This window comes from Saccharothrix isguenensis, from assembly GCF_052936305.1.
Genome location: NZ_CP193626.1, coordinates 5,849,518 through 5,872,786, shown reverse-complemented (window position 1 = coordinate 5,872,786; position 23,269 = coordinate 5,849,518). Strand labels below are relative to the sequence as shown.

General features: G+C 71.1%; 21 protein-coding genes. 8 read left to right on the top strand and 13 right to left on the bottom strand.

Translation table 11 applies throughout. The features are described from left to right. Positions 1–39: 39 nt before the first annotated feature. The 3 genes from ACRAKI_RS25935 to tkt all read right to left on the bottom strand — a co-directional run bounded on the left by ACRAKI_RS25935 (position 40) and on the right by tkt (position 5,011). The gene (locus ACRAKI_RS25935) at positions 40–1,656 is read right to left on the bottom strand and encodes a glucose-6-phosphate isomerase (RefSeq protein ID WP_447003124.1); all 1,617 of its coding nucleotides are present in this window, start codon (positions 1,654–1,656) and stop codon (positions 40–42) included. A 31-nt stretch (positions 1,657–1,687) separates the two neighbouring features. Next, positions 1,688–2,800: a transaldolase gene (tal, locus tag ACRAKI_RS25930; RefSeq protein ID WP_447003123.1), complete on the bottom strand. Its 1,113-nt coding sequence runs from the start codon at positions 2,798–2,800 to the stop codon at positions 1,688–1,690. Positions 2,801–2,917: 117 nt separating this feature from the next. Further along, the gene (tkt, locus tag ACRAKI_RS25925) at positions 2,918–5,011 is read right to left on the bottom strand and encodes a transketolase (RefSeq protein WP_447003122.1); all 2,094 of its coding nucleotides are present in this window, start codon (positions 5,009–5,011) and stop codon (positions 2,918–2,920) included. A gap of 256 nt (positions 5,012–5,267) precedes the next feature. Here tkt and ACRAKI_RS25920 point away from each other — a divergent pair, with 256 nt between their 5' ends. After that, positions 5,268–6,191, top strand: a complete 924-nt coding sequence (locus tag ACRAKI_RS25920) for a heme o synthase (RefSeq protein WP_447003121.1) — start codon at positions 5,268–5,270, stop codon at positions 6,189–6,191. A gap of 279 nt (positions 6,192–6,470) precedes the next feature. Here ACRAKI_RS25920 and ACRAKI_RS25915 read toward each other — a convergent pair whose 3' ends face one another. From ACRAKI_RS25915 to ACRAKI_RS25905, 3 genes are read right to left on the bottom strand one after another with little or no spacing between them, the layout of a single operon-like run. Further along, positions 6,471–7,121: an HD family phosphohydrolase gene (locus ACRAKI_RS25915; protein WP_447003120.1), complete on the bottom strand. Its 651-nt coding sequence runs from the start codon at positions 7,119–7,121 to the stop codon at positions 6,471–6,473. 59 nt (positions 7,122–7,180) lie between these two features. After that, entirely contained in the window at positions 7,181–7,828 is a 648-nt protein-coding gene (locus ACRAKI_RS25910) for a hypothetical protein (RefSeq protein ID WP_447003119.1), read from the bottom strand. Positions 7,829–7,834: 6 nt separating this feature from the next. Further along, positions 7,835–8,842 (bottom strand): hypothetical protein, encoded by a 1,008-nt coding sequence (locus ACRAKI_RS25905; RefSeq protein WP_447003118.1) that lies wholly within the window; start codon positions 8,840–8,842, stop codon positions 7,835–7,837. 221 nt (positions 8,843–9,063) lie between these two features. Between ACRAKI_RS25905 and ACRAKI_RS25900 the strand changes: the two genes are divergently transcribed. Next, positions 9,064–9,654 carry an FKBP-type peptidyl-prolyl cis-trans isomerase gene (locus tag ACRAKI_RS25900; protein ID WP_447003117.1) on the top strand — a complete coding sequence of 197 codons (591 nt, stop codon included), beginning with the start codon at positions 9,064–9,066 and terminating at the stop codon, positions 9,652–9,654. Positions 9,655–9,709: 55 nt separating this feature from the next. Here ACRAKI_RS25900 and ACRAKI_RS25895 read toward each other — a convergent pair whose 3' ends face one another. Then, positions 9,710–10,681: a quinone oxidoreductase family protein gene (locus ACRAKI_RS25895; protein WP_447003116.1), complete on the bottom strand. Its 972-nt coding sequence runs from the start codon at positions 10,679–10,681 to the stop codon at positions 9,710–9,712. An 81-nt stretch (positions 10,682–10,762) separates the two neighbouring features. Beyond that, entirely contained in the window at positions 10,763–12,385 is a 1,623-nt protein-coding gene (locus ACRAKI_RS25890) for a DUF885 domain-containing protein (protein WP_447003115.1), read from the bottom strand. A 187-nt stretch (positions 12,386–12,572) separates the two neighbouring features. Here ACRAKI_RS25890 and ACRAKI_RS25885 point away from each other — a divergent pair, with 187 nt between their 5' ends. Together ACRAKI_RS25885 and ACRAKI_RS25880 are read left to right on the top strand one after the other, a co-directional pair. Beyond that, positions 12,573–12,860 (top strand): hypothetical protein, encoded by a 288-nt coding sequence (locus ACRAKI_RS25885; protein WP_447003114.1) that lies wholly within the window; start codon positions 12,573–12,575, stop codon positions 12,858–12,860. Next, a complete protein-coding gene (locus tag ACRAKI_RS25880) occupies positions 12,857–13,708 on the top strand; it encodes an ATP-grasp domain-containing protein (RefSeq protein WP_447003113.1) in 852 nt (283 codons plus the stop codon). Before ACRAKI_RS25885 ends, ACRAKI_RS25880 begins: the two co-directional genes overlap by 4 nt. Before the next feature lie 110 nt (positions 13,709–13,818). Here the strand turns inward: ACRAKI_RS25880 and ACRAKI_RS25875 are convergent, their stop codons facing one another. Beyond that, positions 13,819–15,393: a solute symporter family protein gene (locus tag ACRAKI_RS25875; protein ID WP_447003112.1), complete on the bottom strand. Its 1,575-nt coding sequence runs from the start codon at positions 15,391–15,393 to the stop codon at positions 13,819–13,821. After that, on the bottom strand, positions 15,393–15,809 hold the full coding sequence (locus ACRAKI_RS25870) for a DUF485 domain-containing protein (protein ID WP_447003111.1): 417 nt from the start codon (positions 15,807–15,809) through the stop codon (positions 15,393–15,395). Before ACRAKI_RS25870 ends, ACRAKI_RS25875 begins: the two co-directional genes overlap by 1 nt. Before the next feature lie 328 nt (positions 15,810–16,137). Between ACRAKI_RS25870 and ACRAKI_RS25865 the strand changes: the two genes are divergently transcribed. The 4 genes from ACRAKI_RS25865 (at position 16,138) to ACRAKI_RS25850 (ending at position 20,474) form a co-directional block, all read left to right on the top strand. Next, positions 16,138–18,861 (top strand): nitrate- and nitrite sensing domain-containing protein, encoded by a 2,724-nt coding sequence (locus ACRAKI_RS25865; protein WP_447003110.1) that lies wholly within the window; start codon positions 16,138–16,140, stop codon positions 18,859–18,861. Beyond that, entirely contained in the window at positions 18,858–19,301 is a 444-nt protein-coding gene (locus ACRAKI_RS25860) for a roadblock/LC7 domain-containing protein (protein ID WP_447003109.1), read from the top strand. The genes ACRAKI_RS25865 and ACRAKI_RS25860 overlap by 4 nt, the downstream gene beginning before the upstream one ends. 7 nt (positions 19,302–19,308) lie before the next feature. Next, entirely contained in the window at positions 19,309–19,833 is a 525-nt protein-coding gene (locus ACRAKI_RS25855) for a DUF742 domain-containing protein (RefSeq protein ID WP_447003108.1), read from the top strand. A gap of 176 nt (positions 19,834–20,009) precedes the next feature. Beyond that, positions 20,010–20,474, top strand: a complete 465-nt coding sequence (locus ACRAKI_RS25850) for a GbsR/MarR family transcriptional regulator (RefSeq protein WP_447003107.1) — start codon at positions 20,010–20,012, stop codon at positions 20,472–20,474. Here the strand turns inward: ACRAKI_RS25850 and ACRAKI_RS25845 are convergent. The 3 genes from ACRAKI_RS25845 to ACRAKI_RS25835 form a co-directional block, all read right to left on the bottom strand. Continuing rightward, complete coding sequence (locus ACRAKI_RS25845) at positions 20,411–21,364, bottom strand: COX15/CtaA family protein (RefSeq protein ID WP_447003106.1); 954 nt, start codon at positions 21,362–21,364, stop codon at positions 20,411–20,413. The two genes, ACRAKI_RS25850 and ACRAKI_RS25845, sit on opposite strands and share 64 nt — an antisense overlap. A 45-nt stretch (positions 21,365–21,409) precedes the next feature. Then, on the bottom strand, positions 21,410–22,129 hold the full coding sequence (locus tag ACRAKI_RS25840; protein WP_447008511.1) for an ABC transporter permease: 720 nt from the start codon (positions 22,127–22,129) through the stop codon (positions 21,410–21,412). Between the two features lie 158 nt (positions 22,130–22,287). Continuing rightward, positions 22,288–23,226 (bottom strand): ABC transporter ATP-binding protein, encoded by a 939-nt coding sequence (locus tag ACRAKI_RS25835; RefSeq protein ID WP_447003105.1) that lies wholly within the window; start codon positions 23,224–23,226, stop codon positions 22,288–22,290. Between the last annotated feature and the right edge of the window lie 43 nt (positions 23,227–23,269).

Sequence of the window (23,269 nt, the reverse complement as noted above, 5' to 3'; positions counted from 1 at the left end):
CCCGCGGATCGCGCAGTGGGTTGCGCTTCGTAGGCGCCGTCACGAACCATCCTCCTGGATTGCCTCGACGAGCTGCGCGAGCCCGGCGACGCGGTCGGTCAGGTGCAGGCGGAGCACCGGACGACCCCGCTCGGCGAGCACCTGACCGTCACCCAGGGCCTGGGCCAGTTGCAGCGTGGTGAGGTCGTACGGCCTGCCCGGCACGTCGAGCCGCGCCTCGGACGCACCGGTCAGCTGGAGGAACACGCCGTTCTGGTGACCGCCCTTGTGGTACTGGCCGGTCGAGTGCAGGAAGCGCGGCCCCCACCCGAAGGTGGTCTGCAGGTGCGAACGCTGCGCCAACTCCGGGCGAACGAGGGCGAACGACGCGTCGTCGATCCGGTCCAGGTAGGCCTGCACGGACAGGTAGCCGTGCTCCGGCGCGGCGGCGACGAGCGCCTTCAACGCCTCGGCGACCGTCTTGACGTCCGCTGACAGCCAGCCCTCGCTCGGGTAGACCTCGATCGGACCGTCCACGAAGGCCGGGTCCACGGGGGACGCGGCGGACGCGTCCAACAAGGACCGGGACGCCTTCTTCGCCGCCTCGACGTCCGGCTGGTCGAACGGGTTGAGCTCCAGCACCCGGCTCACCAGCGCGGTCACGTACTCCCACAGCAGGAACTGGGCGCCGAGCGAGCCTTCCACCGCGATGGACGACGAGCCGGTGGCCGGTCCGATCGCGACGGTCGTGGCGTCCGTGCGGGCGTCCACGAAGCCGGCCGCGCCCGGACCCTCGACCACGACGGGCAGCAGGCCGGTGCCGTTCTTGCCGGTCGACTCGGCGATCAGCTGCTCGGCCCAGTCGCCGAACCCGGCGATTCCGGACCCGGTGTCGGCGAACACGACCTTCTCCGCGCCGTGAGCGTGCGCGACGGCGAACGTGGCGGCCAGCACGACCGCCGGGTTGTCCGGCGAGTCGGCCGACACCAGCGGCGCGGCCGAGGCGGCCTCGTCCAGCAGCTTGCCGACGTCCGCGCCCGCCAGGCCCGACGGCACCAGGCCGAACGCGGTCAGCGCCGAGTACCGGCCGCCGACGTGCGGGTCGGCCAGGAACACCCTGCGGTAGCCCGCTTCCGCGGACGCCGCCTCCAGCGGGGAGCCCGGGTCGGTCACCACGACGATCCGCGACGACGGGTCGATGCCCGCCGCCTCGAACGCCGCCTCGAAGATCCGCCGGTGGCTGTCGGTCTCGACGGTGCCGCCGGACTTCGACGACACCACGAGCACGGTGCGCTGGAGGTCGCCCGCCAGCGCCTCGGCCACCTGGCCGGGGTCGGTGGTGTCGAGCACGACCAGCGGCACGCCCGCGGTGCCGGTGATCACCTCGGGCGCGAGCGACGAGCCGCCCATGCCGGCGAGGACCACGCGGTCCACGCCGTCGGCCAGCAGCTCGTCGCGCAGCGCGGTGATCTCCGCGACCAGCGGGCGGGACGTCTCGTGCAAGGTTGTCCACGCCAGCCGGATCGACGCCTCCGACTCCGCCTCCGAACCCCACAGGGTGGGGTCGCCGGCGGTCAGCCTGCTCGGCGCCGAATCCCGGACCAGGTCGCCGATGACGGTGTCGACCTGGTCCTGGTTCGGCGTGCGGACGATCTCCACGGAGATCACCTCGGTCATCTTCTGTACCCGTTCCCGATCTGGCTCGGCCTCAGCCCTTGGCCTGGTTCAACTGTCCGGTCACCGTCTCCAGCAGTTCGACCCACGACTTCTCGAACTTGTCGACGCCTTCGGTCTCCAGCACGACGAACACGTCGTCGAGGTCGATGCCGACCTCGACCAGCCCGTCGAAGACCTCCTGCGCCTGGGTCGCACGGCCGGTCACGGTGTCGCCTTCGATCTTGCCGTGATCGGCGACCGCGTGCAGGGTCTTCTCCGGCATCGTGTTGACCGTGTCGGCCACCACGAGCTGGTCCACGTACCGGGTGTCGGAGTACTGCGGGTCCTTCACGCCGGTGGACGCCCACAGTGGACGCTGCGCGCGGGCGCCGTCACCGGTCAGCGCTTCCCAGCGCTCACCGGTGAACGTCTCCTGGAACGCCGCGTAGGCCAGGACCGCGTTCGCGATGGCGGCCTTGCCGCGCAGCTCGGCCGCGGCCGGGGTGCCCAGCGCGTCCAGCCGCTTGTCGATCTCGCTGTCCACGCGGGACACGAAGAACGACGCCACGGAGTGGATGCCGCGCAGGTCGTGCCCGTTCGCCTTGGCCTGCTCCAGACCCGCGATGAACGCCTCCATCACGTGCCGGTACCGCTCGACCGAGAAGATCAGCGTCACGTTCACGCTGATGCCCTCGGCGATCACCCTGGTGATCGCGGGCAGGCCCTCGACCGTGGCCGGGATCTTGACCAGCAGGTTCGGCCGGTCCACGGTCTTGGCCAGGTCGAGCGCCTCGGCGACGGTGCCCTCGGTGTCGTTCGCCAGCCGCGGGTCGACCTCGATCGACACGCGGCCGTCGACGCCGTCGGTGGCGTTGTAGACGTCGCGGAACAGGTCGCACGCGTTGCGCACGTCCGTGGTGGTGATCTCGCGGACCGCCGCGTCGGTGTCGGCGCCGCGCGAGGCCAGCTCGCGGACCTGCTCGTCGTACGCCGTGCCCTTGGACAGGGCGGCGGCGAAGATCGTCGGGTTGGTGGTCACGCCGACGACGTGCTGGTCGGCCATGAGGCCGGCCAGGTTGCCGGTGTTCAGTCGCTCGCGCGAAAGGTCGTCCAGCCAGATCGACACGCCCGCGTCGCTGAGCGCGGCCAGCGGTGTGGTGGTCATCTCGTCAACTCCCTGAAGTGTCTGCTCGGTCCGGTGTCCACTTGGCCCGGTGTCCGCCAGGCCCGGTGGCTACTGGGCGCGGTGCCTGCTCGGTTCGGCGCCTACTTGGTTCGGCGCCTACTTGGTTCGGGACAACGACCGGCGGGCCGCCGCGACGACGTTCTCCGTCGTGAAGCCGAACTCGCGGAACAGCGTCTGGTAGTCCGCCGAAGCGCCGAAGTGCTCGATGGAGACGATCTCGCCCGCGTCGCCGGCGAACCGGTGCCACGGCTGGGCGATGCCCGCCTCGACCACCACGCGCGCCTTCACCGACGACGGCAGCACCTGCTCGCGGTAGGACTCGTCCTGCGCGTCGAACCACTCGACGCTCGGCATGGAGACCACGCGGGCGGCGACGCCCTCGGCCTCGAAGACCTTCCGGGCCTCCACCGCGATCTGCAGCTCGGAGCCGGTCGCGATGAGGATCAGCTCCGGCTCGCCGTCGCCCTCCAGCACGTAACCGCCGCGCGCGACGCCCTCGGTGGCCTTCTCCTTGGTGCCTTCGAGCACCGGCAGGTTCTGCCGGGTCAGCGCGATGCCAGCCGGGCCGGTCGGGTTCTCGATGACCGCGCGCCAGGCGGCGGCCGTCTCGTTCGCGTCACCGGGGCGCAGCACGGTCAGGCCCGGGATGGCGCGCAACGCGGCCAGGTGCTCGATCGGCTGGTGCGTCGGGCCGTCCTCGCCGAGGCCGATGGAGTCGTGCGTCCACACGTAGGTGACCGCGGACTTCATCAGCGCCGCCAGCCGGACCGCCGGCCGCATGTAGTCGCTGAACACGAGGAACGTGCCGCCGTACGGGCGGGTCGGGCCGTGCAGCGCGATGCCGTTCAGGATCGAGCCCATGGCGTGCTCGCGGACGCCGAAGTGCAGCGTGCGGCCGTACGGGTTGGCGTTCCACATCTTGGTGGAGATCGCCTCGGGGCCGAACGAGTCGACGCCCTTCATGGTGGTGTTGTTCGACTCCGCGAGGTCGGCCGAGCCGCCCCACAGCTCCGGCAGCACGTCGCGCAGCGCGTTCAGCACCTCGCCGGAGGCCTTGCGGGTCGCGACGCCCTTGGCGTCCGGCTCCCACGTCGGCAGCGCGTCCGCCCAGCCCTCGGGCAGGCCGCGGCCGATCAGTCGGTCCAGCAGCGCCTTGCGCTCCGGGTTCGCCTGCGCCCACGCGTCGAAGGACTTCTGCCACTCGGACTTGGCCGCCTCGCCGCGCTTGATCACCGAGCGGGTGTGCTCCAGCACCTCGTCGGAGACCTCGAAGGTCTGCTCCGGGTCGAAGCCCAGGATGCGCTTGACCTCGGCGACCTCGTCCGCGCCCAGGGCCGCGCCGTGCGCCGCGCCGGTGTTCTGCTTGTTCGGCGCCGGGTAGCCGATGATCGTGCGCAGCACGATGAACGACGGGCGGTCGGTCTCCGCCTTGGCGTTCTCCAGGGCCTCGATGATGCCCTGGACGTTCTCGCCGCCCTCGACGACCTGCACGTGCCAGCCGTAGGACTCGTACCGCTTCGCGGTGTCCTCGGACAGCGCGATCGCGGTGTCGTCCTCGATCGAGATCTCGTTGTCGTCGTAGATCACGGTCAGGTTGCCCAGCTTCTGGGTGCCCGCCAGCGACGACGCCTCGGACGTCACGCCCTCCTCGATGTCGCCGTCGGAGGCGATCACGAAGATGTGGTGGTCGAACGGGCTCTCGCCGAGCGGGGCGTCAGGGTCGAACAGGCCGCGCTCGCGGCGCGCGCCCATCGCCATGCCGACCGCGGAGGCGAGGCCCTGGCCCAGCGGGCCGGTGGTGATCTCCACACCGCGGGTGTGGCGGTGCTCGGGGTGGCCGGGGGTCTGCGAGCCCCACGTGCGCAGCGCCTTGAGGTCGTCCAGCTCCAGGCCGTAGCCGTTGAGGAACAGCTGCACGTACAGCGTCAGGCTCGAGTGGCCGGCGCTGAGCACGAACCGGTCGCGGCCGATCCAGTCGGCGTCGGCGGGGTCGTGCCGCATCACGCGCTGGAACAGCGTGTAGGCCAGCGGCGCGAGGCTCATGGCGGTCCCGGGGTGGCCGTTGCCGACCTTCTGCACGGCGTCCGCGGCCAGGACGCGGGCGGTGTCGACCGCGCGCTTGTCCAGGTCGGTCCAGTCCTCGGGCAGGTGGGCTTCGGTCAACCGGGCGATGTCATCGGTGACGGACACTGACTTCCAGCTCCAAACTCACTAGGCGGCGGTTGTGACGGCCGGCGGTGAACTTAATCGATCCCGTCAGGCCCGATCCGCGGCTACCAAGGTCCGCAGCCAGCCTAGTCTGACGAGCGGACACTCGTACTACTCACGCTCTGTGGGTGTACGCACAGGCGTGGTCGGTGCGTTCTGGGAGTACCCGAACGGGCTGCTCGCGGAACCCGCGGTTACGATCTGCGCACATCCCTGAGCTGACGAGGAGCGTGACGCGATGAGTGCCGTCACCGAGGCTCCGGCGCGGTCGCCCCGGCAGGTCGTCGGCGCCTACGTCGCGCTGACCAAGCCCAGGGTGATCGAGCTGCTGCTGATCACCACGATCCCGGCGATGCTGCTGGCCGCCCGCGGCCTGCCGCCGCTGTGGCTGATCGCCTGCACGCTGGCCGGTGGCACCCTGGCGGCGGGCTCGGCGAACGCGCTGAACTGCTACCTCGACGCCGACATCGACTCGGTCATGAAGCGCACCAGCGCCCGGCCGCTGGCGAAGGACTCCATCCCGCCGCGCAACGCGCTGATCTTCGGCATCGTGCTCGGGGTGGTGTCGTTCGGGTTCCTGTGGCTGACCACGAACCTCGTGTCGGCCGTGTTCGCGGTGGCCACGATCCTGTTCTACATCTTCGTCTACACCCTGGTGCTCAAGCGCCGCACCTCGCAGAACGTCATCTGGGGCGGCATGGCCGGCTGCATGCCGGTGATCATCGGCTGGTCCGCGGTGACCGGCACGGTGGAGTGGCCCGCGCTGGTGATGTTCGGCGTGATCTTCTTCTGGACGCCGCCGCACACGTGGGCGCTCGCGATGAAGTTCAAGGAGGACTACGCGCGGGCGGGCGTGCCGATGCTGCCGGTGGTGGCGACGGCGCAGCAGGTCACCCGGCAGATCGTCATCTACTCGTGGATCACGGTCGTGTGCACGCTGCTGCTGGCGCCGGTGACGTCGTGGATCTACGTCACCGTGGCCGCCGTGTCGGGCCTCTGGTTCGCGGTGTTCGCGCACCGGCTGCACGGGGTCGTGCGGCGCGGCGGGTCGACGAACACGATGAAGTTCTTCCACCTCTCGAACCTGTACCTGATGCTCGTGTTCTGCGGCCTCGCCGTGGACGCGGTGGTCGGCCTGCCCGTCCTCGGCTGGCCGTTCTAAGCGCATTTCTGCGGGTAGCCGGCCTCCTCATCGACCTGGACTCGACCGGTGAGAACGGCGGCGTGACCGACAAGTCGTCGCTGAAGACCGACCTGACCTACGAGGGCGGCTCCCGGTCCCCGTACATCGTCGTCGTCGCCGAGAAGGGCCTCGACGCGCCGCCGTCGCGCGAGGACTGCGCCGCGGCCACCGGGTTGGACGACTACGTCGAGTCGATCAAGGTGGGGGAGGGCGCGGCGGTCTGCGTGAAGACCTCGGAGGGGCGGGAGGCGGCAGGTCCTACGACACGGCGGACAGCAGGTCGTTCACCATCGGGTCGTCCAGCGACTCCACGATGCACGACCACAGCTCCAGGTTCGCGCTCACCCACCGCGAATAGGTGGCCGCCGCCTCCGGGTCGTAGAAGTAGTACCCCGCGTCGTGCTTGTCCCGCTGCTCGCCGACGATCTTGTGCGCCAGCTCCTTCAGCGTGATCCCGTTCTCTTCGAGGTACTTCGGCGCGAGCACCACCGGCGTCACCGGCAGCGCCTTGAACAGCGTGTCCGCGTCGGACAGGGCCTGCGCCTCCAGCGAGATGTCGCGGTGGCGGGTGCGCATCTCGGCCTCGTCCACCACCTCGTCCACCCTGGCGGCGACACCCGAGGGCACGCCCGCGCGGGTCAGGATGTCCAGCCGCAGCCGGCGGCCGTCCACCGGCAGCGAGTTGCGGCGGACCATGTAGTTGACGTCGTGGACCAGTGCGGCCACCTCGACCAGCGGCGCGTCCGAACCGTTCCGCCGGGCGAAGTGCACCGCCTTGTCCCGCACGAAGCTGACGTGGTGCCAGCCGTGGAACTGCAATTTCGCGGCGAGGTCGCGGCACAGTCGCCACACCTCGTGCTCCACCTCGGAGATCGCCCGCGCCGTGACACCACTCGTGACAGTGCTCATTGGACCCTCCCGTGCCGGGTGGGCCGATGGTAAGGGCGCGGGATGATCCTCGGCGCTGGTTACAGGCTGTTCGTCAGGACCTCCAACCGGGCCTCGACCGGCACGTGCCGGTGGCTGGTCCGGGTGTCGGGGTCGTAGCTCAGGCTCCACGGGCGGACCGCGCGTGACTTCACCAGGAAGGTGATGGTGTCGTCCGCCGCCTTCGGGATGCGGTGGAACTCGTGCGCCAGCATGGTCCCCGAGGTGCCCTCCTCGGCCTCGGCGCTGCGGAGCAGGGTGGTCGACAGGATCGCCCGACCGTCGTCCGCCACGTCCGCGGTGAAGCGTTCGTGCAGGTAGGAGCCGGACAGGATGATGGTGCAGAAGTGGTAGCGGTGGTTGTGGATGGAGTCGGCGTAGCCGGGGCGCCAGTCGCGCTGCGGCTTGTACTCGTGCAGCCAGAACGTGAACGGCTCGGCCGGCTCGTCCCGCAGGCACCACGCGAAGTGCGTGGTCGTCTCGCGGGACCTGGCCACCACGCGCATCTCGTCCTGCGGTGAGAGGGCGCGCAGGTGCCCGCGCAGCCTCTCCCTCAGGCCGGGTCCACCCGCCCACTCGCGGAACCGCCTCTCGACGTGTTCCCAGTGGTCGACGACAGGGGGGTCGGCCACGGCGACGATCCTGGCGAGCTCCGCGAGGGCGGAGAACCCGGTGAACTCGGTCAGCACGACTTATCAGCTCCCCAACTGGGCGAAGGCGGAGAATTCTTTGCGGAACAGGTGGAACTTCTCCTCGAGTGACCGGAACCCGTCCTCCGTGAGCGCGGTCCCGGTGATCTTCTCGAACAGGGCGAGGAAGTCCGCCCGACTGGTTCCCGGTGTGATGACGACGTGGAGCCCTGCCTTGGAATTGCTGATGCGCAGGAACTCCGCGCGCTCCATCCCGTAGACGAACGAGCCCTCGGTGAACCGCACCGTGCGCGGGTAAAGGCGGACGACGCCCGCGCTGGTGTTGCTGTAGAGGGTGAGCCACACGCTGTCGTCGAACAGCTCCAGCCGGTCCAGCGGCGGGTCGGACACGATCGTCAGGTCGATCCGCGAGCACCGGCCGCGGGCCAGGAACAGGCCCACCAGGCCGACGTAGATCTGCTCGCGCAGCCTCGCCACGATCGCGTCGTAGTCGCCGTCCGCGCCTTCGTTGCGCAGCAGGTACCGAGCCCGCCCGCTGAGCGCGTCACCGTCCCGTGGATCGGCCAGGACGGCCTTGAGCTCGCACTCCGTGTGGGACAGAAGCAACCGGCAGGCGGCGTAGCGTCCCGCGAAGCCGCGGAACACGTACAGCCGGGTGCGGTCCAGGTCCTGCATCATGACCTGGTTGAACGCCGGGTCGGGCTTGGCGGTCGGCTCGAACACGTGGCTGGGGAAGAACTCGCGGTCGAGCGCCCGGTACTCGGCGGTGAGGTCGCGCAGCGCCTTGCGGCTCTCCTCCACCACCGGGGTGATCAACGCCCGTTGCGCGGCCGAGCTGGTGATCAGCGTCTGCCCGAAACCGACCACGGCCGAGATCAACGTGCCGGTGCCCACCGACGTGAGGAACGTGCGGAGGGCACCTTGATCCATTGTGCTGGAAATAGCGAGACAACTGCCGGAAGTGACGACGAGGATCAGTAGGAGCAGACCGGTCCGGGTCCAGAACAATTCCTGCAGCAAGGTGGTGCGGACGCCCTTCGGCTCCGCGGACACAGCGTCACCTCCCTGATGGGCACTCGAACGGACGAATGCTCTGGGTGTCCGATCAAGTGCGCGGAGTTACTGTACTCGTGAGTACGCACGCGCGGAAGCCGCAATTAGTGGCATATTTGCGGATTAATTTGGCACCCGGTGACAACGGACCGTGATCGCGTTGGGCCTGCCGGTGGGGTCTGCGGCGGGGCGTCCGGGCGTTGACCTTAAGCTCGACAACCATGCGTACTGTCGGCCGCACGGCCCTCGCTCTCGTGTCCTTGTTGTCCGCCGGTCTGGCGCTGACCGCGTGCACCGCTAGCGACCGGCCGTCCACCCTCACCAACACCCCGTCCGCGACCGCCGCCCAGCCCGAGGCGCGGGAGACCACCCGGTCCCAGCTGCCGGAGCCGAGCGGCCCGCCGTGCGAGGTCTCGCAGTACGAGGTGGCCGGTGCGCCGGGCGAGAAGCCGGAGATCACCGTCCCGACCGGCTGCACGCCGCAGGACGGGCTGGTCGTCGAGGACATCACCGAGGGCACCGGCCCGGAGATCAAGCCGGGCTCCAACGCCACGATCCACTACGTGCTGGCGACGTTCCGCGACCAGCGGACCCGTCAGGCTTCCTGGGACAACGGCCAGCCGTACACCGTGGAGAACGTCGGCCAGGCCCAGGTCGTCCAGGGCTGGAACGAGGGCCTGATCGGGCTGAAGGAGGGTGGCCGCCGGCTGCTCGTCGTGCCGTCCGACAAGGGCTACCCGGAGGGCCGGGGCGACATCCTGCCCGGCGAGACGCTGATCTTCGTGGTGGACGCGGTCAAGGTCGAGGGCTGAGCCGGACCGCTCCACCGGGAGGGCGGCCCCGCACCGGGGCCGCCCTCCCGTTCGTTCACGGGACGAGCAGCAGCTTGCCGGTGGTGCGGCGGCCTTCCAGGTCCTCGTGCGCCCGCCGTGCCTCGGCCAACGGGTAGCGCCCGCCGATCCGCACGGTCAGCGAACCGTCCCCGATCGCCGCGAACAGCTCGCCGGCCCGCCACTCCAACTCCTCGCGGGTGGCCAGGTGCGCGCCCAGCGACGGCCGGGTCAGGTACACCGACCCCGCCTGGTTGAGCCGCTGCGGGTCGACCGGCGGCACCGCGCCGCTCGCCGCGCCGAACAGCGCCAGCACGCCGCGCGGCTTCAGGCTCGCCAGGCTGCCGTCGAAGGTCGTCGCGCCCACGCCGTCGTACACCGCCGCGACACCGACGCCGTCGGTCAGCCGCCGCACCTCGGGCGCGAAGTCGGTCAGGTCGTACCGGATCACCTCGTCGGCGCCCGCCTCCCGGGCCAGCGCCTCCTTGGCCTCCGTGGACACCGTGCCGATCACCCGCGCGCCCCGCGCCTTCGCCAGCTGCACGAGCAGCAGCCCCACACCACCGGCGGCGGCGTGCACGAGCACCGCGTCACCCTGCCGCACCGGGTAGGTGGACGCCACGAGGTAGTGCGCGGTGAGGCCCTGGAGCAGCAGCGCCGCCGCCGTGTCGTCGTCCACGCCGTCCGGCACCGGCACCGCGTCCCCGGCGCGCACCACCGCCTGTTCCGCGTAGCTGCCGAGGGACTGGGACCAGGCCACCCGGTCGCCCACCGCGAAGCCGGTCACGTCCGCGCCGACCGCGCTCACCCGGCCGGCTCCCTCCAGCCCCGGCCCGAACGGCACCGGCAGCGGGTAGCGGCCCTCGCGGTGGTAGCAGTCGATGAAGTTCACCCCGGCCGCCGCCACGTCCACCAGCAGTTCGCCGGCGGCGGGTGACTTCGGGTCCACGTCGGTGAACTCCAGCGCGTCCGGCCCGCCGGTCGCGCGCACCACCACTGCCTTGGGCATGAGTCGTCCTCCTCTAGCGATGTCCGTACGTCAGTACGCCAACCGTCCCAACGGCCGGTGTGTTCCGCGGTCCGGCGCTTCTCAGCTGCCGAGAACGACCCGGCGCGCGAGACCCAGCGGCAGCGCGCCCGCACCGGCGATGGTGTCGTGGAACTCGCGCAGCGAGCCCGTGTAGTCGGACCGGATGCGTTCGATCTCCAACGCCCCGGTCAGGTACGACGGCGCCTGCGTCGGCCACGCGCAGTACCGGCTGACCTCACCGGTCGCCGTGCCGGGCGTGAGCGACGCCTTGGTCGTCATGAACTCCTCGGCCTCCTCGACGCTCATGTCGCCGCAGTGCAGCGCGGTGTCCACGATCATCCGCGCGGCCCGGAACAGCCGCGCCTCGACGTGCGCCAGCTCCTGCGCGCGGGCCTTGGCGGCGTCGCCGACGACCTCGGCGGTGAAGTAGCCGTGCTCCCGCAGCAGCTTCTCGGCGTACAGCGCCCAGCCCTCGGAGAAGTACGGGGTGCGGAACACCTTGCGCACCGGCCGGTCCTGCGCGGCCAGCCACGACAGGTGCCAGTGGTGGCCGGGGTACGCCTCGTGCACCGCGATGGTGGCCAGCTGGGCGCGGGAGTTGGTGCGCAGGCGTTGCGCGGTCTGCTCGGCGGTGAACCCGTCCGGCGGGAAGGGCACGAAGAAGTGGCCCGTCCGCTGGTCCGTCAGCGGCGGCGGCGACATGTAGGACGCCACCGACAGCACCGGCCGCTGGAACGTCGGCGAGGGCACCACCCGGCACTCCTCGCCCTCCGCGAACGTCACCAGCCCGTGCTCCACCAGGAACGCCCGCGCCCGCCGGGTCTCCGCCTCGTACTCGGCGCGCATCGCCTCCGGCGTCGGCGGGTGGTCGTCCTGGAACGACGCCATCACCGCGTGCCAGTCGTCCGACCCGGCCAGCTCGCGCATCTCCGCTTCCAGCTCGGCGTAGGCGGCCTTGCCGTGCTCGTGCAGCTCCGCGGCCCCGTAGCCCAGGACTTCCTGGTCGCGCAGCAGCGTCGAGTACAGCTCCTCGCCCATCCGCCAGTCGCCCGCGGCCCGTCCGGCGAACTCGTCCAGGAACGCCGCCAGCTCGTCGAACGCCCGTGCGGCCGGTTCGGCGGCCTCGGCCACCTCCGCGCGCAGAGCCGGGTCGGACACCTCGGCGGGCAGCGTCGCGGTGAGGAACGCCCGACCGGTCCTGGCCTGGTCGGCGGCCCGCCGCACGATCTTCGGCGAGGCCAGCCCCGGGTCCAGGTTCGCCCGGCACGCGGCCAGCACCTCCGGCACCTCGGCCAGCCGCTTCACCACTGTCGCGACCAGCTCCGCCTCCGGCCGCAGCCGGTTGAGGAACGCGCTGAACAACGGGTACAGCACCGCGCCGGTGTACACGGACGGGTCACGCCGCCACACCGGCCAGGTCGCCTTCGCCCGCGTGCCGCGCAGCACGGCGACGACGAGGTCGCGGTCCACCGAGCCCTGGAGGTCGTCGGTCCCGATCACGGTGAAGCGGTCGAGCCACGCTTCCGCGCCGCGTTCGTACTCGGTGAAGGCGGTAGCGGAGAAATCACCGAGCGTGTGGTCGTGGGCCAGTGATCCGAGCATCGCGGCGTTGCCCGGGTTGTGGTCGAAGTGCCAGCTCAGGAACTGTTCGACCAATCGGCCGAGGGGTGCGTTTCCGGTCACGACCACGGAAGCTACCCCGCGTCGGCGCGGATCGGGTGGCGGCGGAATCCTGTTGGGCATTGCCTGTCGACGCTCTACGTTCCCCGCTGGGAGAAGGAGAGCGATCCGCGACCTGCGGCAAGGGAGTCAGGTGCCGTGAGTGCGGTCACGTGCGCGTAAGTTACCGACAGGTTCTAGTCTGATCGACGTGGCAGAGGACAAGAAGATCGGTCGCGCCGTGAAGACGGCTTCCGCGTTCGTGGCCGCGCACGGCAAGCCCGCGCGCGCCGTGGTGGAGAACGTCGGGCGGACGAGCGCGCGCATCGTGCTGGTCGGTGACGACGGCGCCATGGGCGACGTGGTGCTGCCGGACGTGGCGTCGGCCGAAGCGGTGATCGAGGCGGTGCCGGACCTGGACCGGCACGAGTGGGACCGCGAGACCACGGAGGCGGTGAAGATCGGCCCGGCGCACCGCCGCCGCATGGCGGGCCGGTGAGGGTCGTCTTCGCCACCTGCGCGGCGCTGCCCGCCGGGGACGCCGACGACGGCGCGCTGGTGGACGTCCTGGCCGACGTCGGCGTGCCGGCGTCGTGGGCGGAATGGGGCGCGCCGGTCGACGCCGACCTCGTCGTGCTGCGGTCCACCTGGGACTACCCGGAACGGCTGCCGGAGTTCCTGGCGTGGTGCGACGCCGAGCCGAAGCTGGTGAACCCGGCGTCGGTGGTCCGGTGGAACACCGACAAGACGTACTTGGTCGAACTCGCGGACGCGGGTGTGCCCGTGGTGCCGACGGCGGTGGCGGAGCCGGGCTTCACCGACTGGCCGGACGGCGAGTTCGTGGTGAAGCCGACCGTCGGCGCGGGGTCGCGCGGAGCGCTGCGCGTCCCGGCCGGCGACCACGAAGCCGCCGCCGCGCACCTGACCACGCTGGACGTGCCCGCGCTCGTGCAGCCGTACCAGGCGAACGTGGACGCCTCCGGCGAGACGGCGATGGTGTTCTTCGGCGGGCAGCACTCGCACGCGTTCACCAAGGGCGCGATGCTCACGGCCGACGCGGAGTACGACGAATCCGGGCTCTACGTCGTGGAGCGGCTGTCCGGCGCGTCGCCGTCGCCCGCGCAGCGCCGCGTCGCCGAGGACGTCATGGACGCCGCCGCGGAGCTGACCGGCTTGCGCCGCAACGACTTCCTGTACGCGCGGGTCGACCTCGTCCCCGGCGCCGACGGCGCGCCGCTGCTGCTGGAACTGGAACTGGTCGAGCCGTCACTGGGCTTCCGCCAGGCCGACGCCACCGCGCCGCTCCGGTTCGCCTCCGCCGTCCGCGCCGCCCTCGCCCAGCGCTGACCGCCGACCCACAACACCCGCGAGTCCTCCACTCGGGCACCGCGAGTCGCGCGGTCCGGCACCGCGAACCACGCGATCCGGCCCCCGCCCACAGCGCTACTCCAGCAGCGCTACTTCAGCCCGGACCCGATCCCGGTCAACGAGCGGACCTCCATCTCGGCCTGCTTCACCGGGTCCGCCTTGTCCTTGCCCAGCACCGTGCCCAGGTACCCGCACAGGAACGAGAACGGGATCGACACCAGGCCCGGGTTGCTCAGCGGGAACCACGCGAAGTCCACGTCGGGGAAGATCGACGACTTCGCGCCCGACACGGCGGGGGAGAAGGTGAGCAGGAAGATGCACGACACGAGCCCGCCGTACACCGCCCACAGCGTCCCCGTGGTGTTGAACCGCTTCCAGAACATCGAGTAGATGATGGTCGACAGGTTCGCCGACGCGGCCAGCGCGAACGCCAGCGCCACCAGGAACGCCACGTTCTGCCCGTTGGCCGCGATACCGCCCACGATCGCCAGCAGACCGACGACGACCGCCGTCAGCCGGGCGACCCGGACTTCCGACCGCGGGTCCGCCTGACCGTGCTTGATCATGTTGGCGTAGACGTCGTGCGCGAACGACGCCGACGCGGTCAGCGTCAGACCGGCCACCACCGCCAGGATCGTCGCGAACGCGACCGCGCTCACCACGCCCAGCAGCACCGCGCCGCCGACCTCGTACGCCAGCAGCGGTGCGGCCGAGTTCTCACCGCCGGGAGCCGACGCGATCGCCTCGCTGCCCACCAACGCCAGCGCGCCGAAGCCGATGACCAGCGTGCACAGGTAGAAGGTGGCCATCATCCACGTCGCCCACACCACCGAACGCCGCGCCTCGCGGGCGTTCGGCACGGTGTAGAACCGCATCAGCACGTGCGGCAGCGAGGCCGTGCCGAGCACCAGGGCCAGCGCCAGCGAGAGGAAGTCCAGCTTGTTGGTCGGCGTGCTGCCGTACCGGACGCCCGGCTCCAGCACCCCCGGCCCCAGCGGGGTGTTCCGCGACGCCGTCTCCAGGATCGCCGACAGGCTGAACCCGAACTTGCCGAGCAGGAACACCGTCATCAGGGTCACGCACATGATCAGCAGCACGGCCTTGATGATCTGCACCCACGTGGTGCCTTTCATCCCGCCCACCAGCACGTACAGCACCATGACGATGCCCACCACGGCGATGATGACCGCCTGGCCGACCTTGCTGTGCACGTCCAGCAGCAGGGCCATCAGCGCGCCCGCGCCCGCCATCTGCGCGATCATGTAGAACAGCGAGATCACCAGGGTCACGTTCGCCGCGGCCGCGCGCACCGGGCGCTGCCGCATCCGGAACGCCAGCACGTCGCCGAGGGTGAACCTGCCGGTGTTGCGCAACCTCTCGGAGATGATCATCAGACCGAGCAGCCAGGACACGACCCAGCCGATGGAGTAGAGGAAGCCGTCGTACCCGTTCACCGCGATGCTGCCGGAGATGCCGAGGAACGACGCGGCGGACAGGAAGTCGCCCGACAGCGCGATGCCGTTCTGCGGCCCGGTGAAGCTGCTGCCCGCGGCGTAGTAGTCGGACGCGGTGGCGTTCCGGCTGCCCGCCCGGTACACGACGTAGAGAGTGATCAACACGAAGACGCCGAAGACGCCCAGGTTGATCGCGGTGTTGCCGCCCATCAGTCCTCGTCCTCCGCGGTGAGCCTGCGGACCGCGTCGACCTGCGGGTCGAGCCTGCGCCGCGCGTAACGGGCGTACGCCAGGGTCAGCGCGATCGTGGTCACGAACTGCAGCAACCCGAACAGCAGGCCGAGGTTGACGACGCCGAACACCGGCGTGCCCATGAGGTCCGGCGCGTACGCCGACAGCGCGACGTAACCCAGGTACCAGAGCAGGAACCCGCACGTGGCGGGTACCACGAAGATGGCGATCCGCCGGCGCAGCTCGCGGAAATCGGCGCTGTCCTGGAGCGCGACGAAGTCCGGTGCGCCCGTTTCGTCGACCAGCAGCGACGACCCCGGATCGTCGAAGGTGGCGAAGCCGCGACCACCTCTGGCGGGTCGCGAATCCGTCGGAGGCAGGATCGCCTTCGTCATCAATCCTCCACGGGGATTTGCCTCGCCGCGCACGCGGATGCGCGGGCCGGCGGCGAGCGCTCAGCGTAACCGCGTTAGGCCGTCAGTCAACGACGAGAAGGCCTCGATCGTGTCACCGGGAGGCACCTCAGACCGGCTGTACGTCTCGTTTGGAGCCAATGGTCTTCCCGGTCGTCACGCTGCGCCGATCGGATGAGGACCGACTGCAAGGTCGTTGTCCCACGCCTGTTGACCACCTACTATCGCGCAGCAACATCCGCGTCCGCCGTCATGCAGCGTCGGCGTCGTTCTGCTCGAACCAACTACGGACTCCCCGGGGCTTGTTCTGGTGACTGGCGACAACAACGCGCGCAGGCAGTGGTGGAGCGCCGTCGCGGACTGGCGGAATTGGCGACTGCCAGTGAAGCTCGCCGCCGTCCTGGCGGTGCCCGTGCTCGTGGCCGTCGGCGCCGGCGTGGTGCAGATCCACGGCTACGTCAGGAGCGCGGACAACTACGCCGCCATGCAGCGGATCGTGACGCTGCGCGGCGGCCTCGACCCGTTGATCGCGAGCGTGCAGGCGGAGCGCGCGTTGTCGGCGCGACGGCCCGAGGGCGCCGGCGCGAACTCCGCCGAGTACCCGGACCTGGTGCGCGCCACCGACACCGCCGCCGCCGGAGTGCGGAACCTGATGGACCGCACCACGTCGCTCGGCGAGGTCGCCAACGCCCGGTTCCGCGACGTCCTCGTCCAGCTCGACGGCTTGCCGCAGCTGCGTGAGCGCGTGCTGTCCGGCAGCGTCGACCTGGAAGGCGGCATCGGCGGCTACACCGTGGTCCTGCGAGCACTGCTCGACTTCGACCTGGCGATGGTCGGCGACTTCGGCGACCCGGCGCTGTCCGGCACCGCCGGCGCCCTGCACAACCTCGCCATGGCGGGCGAACAGGTGTCGTGGCAGCACGCCACCGTGCACGCCGGCATCAGCCGCGGCTGGCTGCTCGACACCGAGGTCACGATGCTGGAGCAGTCCTACACCCGCCAGCACGACAAGCTGGCCGACTTCTCCGCCGTCGCCACGCCGCAGCAGCAGGCCGAGTACCGCAGCACCGTCGCGGGCCAGGAGGTCGACCTCCGCAACAGCCTGTACCAACAGGTCCGCACCAACCCGGGCGCGGTCAAGACGATGATCGACCCCGAGGGCTGGGACGTCGGCGCGGAGAGCACCCTCAAGCAGATCGACGTCGTGCTGCGGTCCTTGGAGGACCAGCTCGCCGCCGCCGCGGCCCGGTTGCAGGACACCACGAGCGACCGCGCGGGCGCGGCGTCCGTGATCCTGCTGGCGTCGCTGTTCGCCGCCGCCGCGGTCGGCTACGTCATCGGCAGCTACCTGCTCCGCTCCCTGCGCACACTGCGCACGGCCGCGCTGGACGTCGCGGAACACCGCCTGCCCACGCTGGTGGCGCAGCTGCGGGAGAACGCGGCGCACGACATCACCGTGGAACCCGTGCCCGTGGACACCAGGGAGGAACTGGGCCAGCTCGCGCGCGCGTTCGACGCGGTGCACCGGCAGGCGGTCAGCTCCGCGGCCGAACAGGCCGACCTCCGCACCGGCATGCGCAACGCGTTCATCAACCTCTCCCGCCGCAGCCAGGGCCTGGTGGAGCGGCAGCTCAAGCTGATGGAGGAGCTTGAGCGGCAGGAGGAGAACCCCGAGCAGCTGGCGAACCTGTTCAAGCTGGACAACCTCGCCACCCGGATGCGCCGCAACAACGAGAACCTGATGGTGCTGTCCGGCAGCGACGTGGCCCGCCGGTTCACCCGACCGGTGCCGCTGGGCGACGTGCTGCGCGCCGCCGCGTCCGAGATCGAGCAGTACCAGCGGGTCGTCGTGCAGACCACCCCGTCGGTGGAGGTGGTCGGCTACGCCGCGGGCGACCTGGTCCGGCTGGTCGCCGAGCTGCTGGACAACGCGACCGCGTTCTCCCCGCCGCGCACCCAGGTCGTGGTCGGCGGACGGCCGCGGCCCGGCGGCGGTGTGCTGGTCGACGTGGTCGACCAGGGCGTCGGCATGTCGGAGGAGGACCTGGCGCAGGCCAACCGCCGGATCGCGCTGGCCGCGTCGGAGGATTCCGGTGAACTGCCGGTGTCCCGCCAGCTCGGCCTGTACGTGGTGGGCCGGCTCGGCGGTCGGCACGGCATCGAGGTGATGCTGCGCGAGCAGGGCGACGGGCTGCGCGCGGTGGTGGGGCTGCCCGCCGAGCTCGTGCGCGCGACCGGCCCGCTGTCCGGCCGACCGGTGCCCGCGCAGGCGGCGGCCCCGGTCGCCGCGGCCCTCTCGAACTCCCCGGCCCTCTCGACCGCGAGCGGCCTCTCGAACTCCGCAGGTCTCGCCAACTCCACGGGCCTGCCGAACCCGAACGGGTACGCGCCGCTCCACTCGACCGGCCCGCAGCCCGCCCTGCCGCACCTCACGGGCCCGCGCGCGGCACTGCCCCCGGCGACGTCCCACCTCCCGGTCCCGCCCCAGCAGCCGGGGTCGGGCCAACATGATCCTGGCCACCACAATCCTGGCCACCACAATCCTGGCCAGCCGAATTCGGGCCAGCCGGATTCGGGCCGGCAGTCGGGTCTGCCACAGCCGGCCCTACCGCCGGCCGTGCCGTCGACCCAGGACGGATGGGCGCCGTTCCGGGGTCGCACCGTCGACACACCTCCGTCCGCACCGGCGTCCCCGCCGCGGCGGACGGCTTCGACCTGGTTCGGCGGCGGCTCGGTGCCCGCCGGGCCGGCGGAACCGGCGCGGCACCGCGCCGGGGACATCCACGCGCGCGGGGAGGCGCCCGTGAACGACAAGCCAGCGCACGAGAAGCCAGTGAACGACAATCCGGCGGAACTGCCCAAACGGCAGCCGCGGACCAATCTGGTGGCCGAACGGCCGAACGCGCCTGACGCGATCGCACCCGTTCGGAGGGATCCGCAGGCGACACGCGGGTTTCTCGCCAGCTACCAGACCGGAATCCGGCAGAGTGTGCGGGGATCCGGTGAAAATCGAGCTGGGCAGGAGAACGGATGAGCACGCAGAAGTCGCGACAGGTCGACCAGTTCGGCTGGCTGGTGGGCAACTTCGCCGAACGCGTGCCCGGGGTGGCCCACGCGGTGGTGATCTCGGTGGACGGCCTGCTGCTGACCGCGTCGAGCGGTCTGCCGGACGACCGGGCCGACCAGTTGGCCGCGATCGCCGCGGGCGTGGCGAGCCTGACGGAGTCGGCGGCGCGGTGCTTCGACGGCGGTGGCGTGCTGCGCTCGGTGGTCGAGATGCAGTACGGGATCATGCTGTTGATGTCCATCCGCGACGGCTCGTGCCTGGCCGTGCTGGCCGCGCCGGACGCCGACGTCGGCCAGGTCGCCTACGAGATGACCGTGGTGGTGGACCAGGTCGGTCAGCTCCTGACCCCCGAGCTGCGCGCCCAGCTCCACGGCGCGAAGCGGATGATGGCCCGCCCGTCTGCGTGAGGTGGTCATGGACCGGAACGACGAGCCCGCGTCGGACGAGACGTTCGCCGCTCTGCTCAACGGGTTCAGCCTCGACTCCTCGCGGCGGCGCAAGCCGCCGCAGAAGCCGAAGCCGCCCGTGGAACCCGCTACCAGCGACACCAAACCGCATCGGCCGGTGTTCGACGACGAGGACGACTTCGAGTACCCGCGGGAGGAGGCGGCCTCGATCGTCCGCGCCTACTCGTGGACCGGTGGCCGCACCACGTCGTCGTACCAGTTGGAGATCGAGACGCTGGTCTCGGCGGTGGACTGGGAGTACCCGGGAGGGATGAAGGCCGAGTACAACGAGGTCATCGCGCTGGTCGCCCGGCCGCGGTCGGTGGCCGAGATCGCCGCGCTCCTGCGCCTGCCCCTGGGCGTCGCCAAGGTGCTCCTCGGCGACATGGCCGAGCGCGGTCTGATCGAGGTCCACCGCACGGCCACCACCGACGGCGACGAGCCGGACCTCGGCCTGATGGAACGGGTCCTGGCAGGCCTCCGCCGCCTCTGACCCGAGAGCCCTACCTCCGGAGCGCGTGAGTCCTACGTCCAGGACGACCGTGTCCTCCGTTCCTGACCCCCCGAATGCAACGCTCGGACGGCGTGGCCTTTGCGCGATGATCAGCATCCGACCTACTATCACTTCAGTGTCGACCGAAGTGTCGGTCCGGGAGCACAGGGGGTCGGATGAGCGTCGGACGGGAAACGCGGCTGTCGGCGTGGATCGAGCGGTTCGCGGCGCACTTCGCCGAGGAGGGCATCCCGCTGATCGGCGGGCGCATCCTGGGCTACCTGCTGGTGTGCCAGCCGACGGAACGCACGGCCGCCGAGCTGTCGCAGGAGCTGGAAGCCAGCAGCGGCTCGATCAGCACGAACCTGAAGTTCCTGGTCAACGCCGGTCTGGTGACGAAACGCACCCGGCGCGGGCGGCAGGCGGCGCAGTACCGGATCGACGAGAAGCGGTGGGTGGACCTGATCCAGCGCAAGCTGGACGCGCTGGTGAGCGTGCGGCAGCTGACCGAGTCCGGGATGCGGCTGATGAGCGGCGACCCGGAGCGTGCCATGCGGCTGCGGACCGTGGACGACCTCTACACGTGGCTGGCGACCGAGCTGCCGGCCGTCTGGGAGCGCAGGCCCTCGTCCTCCCGGTGAGGCCGTTCGCGGGTCGACACCCACAGGGCGGCCGTGGCGACGACGACCGCGCCCGCGCCCAGCACGTGCAGTGAGACCAGCACCTCCGGCACCCCGGTCCAGTACTGGACCATGCCCAACGTCCCCTGCGCGAGGACCGTGGCGACGAGCGCGTAGTAGGGCCGCCGGGGGATCGGGTGGCTGCGCAACGCGAACCCCAGCGCGATGAGCATGCCGAGGAACAGGAACAGCAGGTCGGCGTGCACCTGGGACAGCGTGTCCACCGGAAGCTCCAGGCGAGGGGTCGCGGCGTCACCGGCGTGCGGCCCGGCGGCCGTGACGAAAGTTCCCGCCGTCAGCAGCAGGCCGAGGGTGACGGCCTGCACAACTTGGAGCGTCATCAACGGCTTCGGCACGAGCGGACGGGCGGGTTCGTCACCTTCGCCGAGCGCCGCGACGAGCAGCACGGCGAACCAGACCAGCACCATCGACACCAGGAAGTGGACGCTGACCGTCCACCACAGCAGGCCGGTCAACACGGTGAAGCCGCCGATCACGGCCTGCAGCACGACGCCGCCGAACTGGATCAACGCCAGGGTGAGCACCCGCTTGCGGCGCGGCCGGTTGTACCACGCGGCCAGCACGCACAGGCCGGCGATGATGCCGACCACGCCGGTGAGGGTGCGGTTGCCGAACTCGACCCACTGGTGCAGCGACGCCACCTCGGGGTGTTCGACCGGCACGAGGCTGCCTTCGAAGCACTGCGGCCAGGTGGGGCAGCCGAGGCCCGATCCGGTCACCCGCACGATCGACCCGGTGACCGCGATGCCACCTTGGGCGATCACCACGGCGATGGCGAACGTGCGCTGGAACGTGCTCAGGAAGGTGGTGAGCCAGGATGGGGCGGACACGAACCGATGGTAGGTACCGCACCCTGAGACCGGCCCGCCGGGGTGTCAGCCGAGCTTCGTCGTCCTCGTGGCGATCGCGCCGGCCACGACACCCCACACGACCAGCACGGTGACGTGACCGAGGCCCGGCGCGGTCCCGTCGACCACCGCGTTGTGCAGGGCCTGGGCCAGCGCGGCCGAAGGCAGGGCGTCCACGACCGTCGCCAGCCAGGTCGGCAGGCTGTCCACGCCGAGCGACAGGCCGCCGACGAGCAGCAGCCCGAACCACACGATGTTCGCCAGCGCGAGCACGATCTCCGCCCGCAGCGCCCCGCCCAGCAGCACGCCCAGCGCGCCGAACGACAGGGTGCCGAGCACGATCAGCGCGACCGCCCACAGCACGCCGGTCGCGGACGGCGGCTGCCAGCCCATCAGCAGTGCGACGACGGCGATGATCGTGACCTGCACGGCGACCACGGCGAGTGCGGCGGCGACCCGTCCGGCGACCAGGAGCCAGCGTGGCAACGCGGTCGCGGCGAGGCGTTTCAGCACGCCGTAGCGGCGGTCGAAGCCCAGCGCAATCGCTTGCCCCGTGAACGCGGACGAGATGACGGCGAGCGCGAGGATGCGTGCGGTGGCCGAGCCGACGCGCGGTTCGGGCACCGGGATGACGTCCATCAGGCCCATCGCGAGCAGCAGCGCCACCGGGATGAGCACGGTCAGCAGGATCTGCTCGCCGTTGCGGAGCGTGAGCACGGTCTCGGTGCGGGCCTGCGCGAGCAGCATCCGGCCGAGCCTGCCCCGGCCGGGAGCGGGCGTGAACGTGCCCGGCGTGAACGTGCCGGAGCTGACGGAGCCGGAGTCGACGGAACCGGAGTCGAAGGCGCCCGATCCGGGGGTGCCGGAGGACTCGGTGCTGGAGGATTCGGTGCCGGAGGTTTCGGTCACGAGCGCAGCTCCCTGCCGGTCAGCTCCAGGAACACGTCCTCCAGGCTGCGCCTCGCCACCGTCAGCTCTTCGGCCAGCACGCCCTGCTGGGCGCACCACGAGGTGACGGTGGCGAGGACCTGCGGGTCGATGTGACCCTGGACGAGGTAGGTGCCCCGGCTGGCTTCCCGCACGTTCAGGCCCTCGGGCAGGGCGTCGCGCAGGAGCGTCAGCTCGAGCCCGGGGCGGGCGCGGAAGCGGAGTTGCCGGTCGTCGGCGTGGTGTTCGGTCAGCTCGGTGGGGCTGCCCTCGGCGACGACCCGGCCCGCGTCCACGATGACGACGTGGTCGGCGAGGGCTTCGGCCTCGTCCATGAGGTGCGTGGTGAGGAGCACGGTGACGCCGTCCGCGCGCAGCGCCGACACCAGTTCCCAGACCAGGCGGCGGGCCTGCGGGTCCATGCCGGCGGTCGGCTCGTCCAGAAACACCAGCTCAGGGCGTCCGACGAGGGCGCAGGCCAGCGACAGGCGCTGCTGCTGCCCGCCGGAGAGCCGCTTGTAAGGGGTGCGCACCGACGACGACAGGCCCAGCACGTCGATCAGCCACGCGGGGTCGAGGGGGTTGGCGGCGCACGCGGCGATGAGCCGCAGCATCTCGTCCGCCCGCACGCCGGGGTAGCCGCCGCCGCCCTGCGGCATCACGCCGATCCGGGGGCGCAGCTTGTCGCCGTCACGCTTCGGGTCGAGCCCGAGGACGCGCACCGCGCCGCCGTCGGCCGTCCGGAACCCCTCGCACACCTCGACGGTGGTCGTCTTCCCGGCGCCGTTCGGGCCGAGGAGCGCGAGGACCGTGCCGGTTTCCAGGGTGAGGTCGAGTCCGTTCACCGCGACGGTGGAGCCGTAGCGCTTGACCAGCCCCGACACTTCCACGGCAGGGTGCTGGGGGTGCGGGCTCACGACGCGGAAGCCTAGGGCGTGCCCGACCCCACCCGGTGGTGGG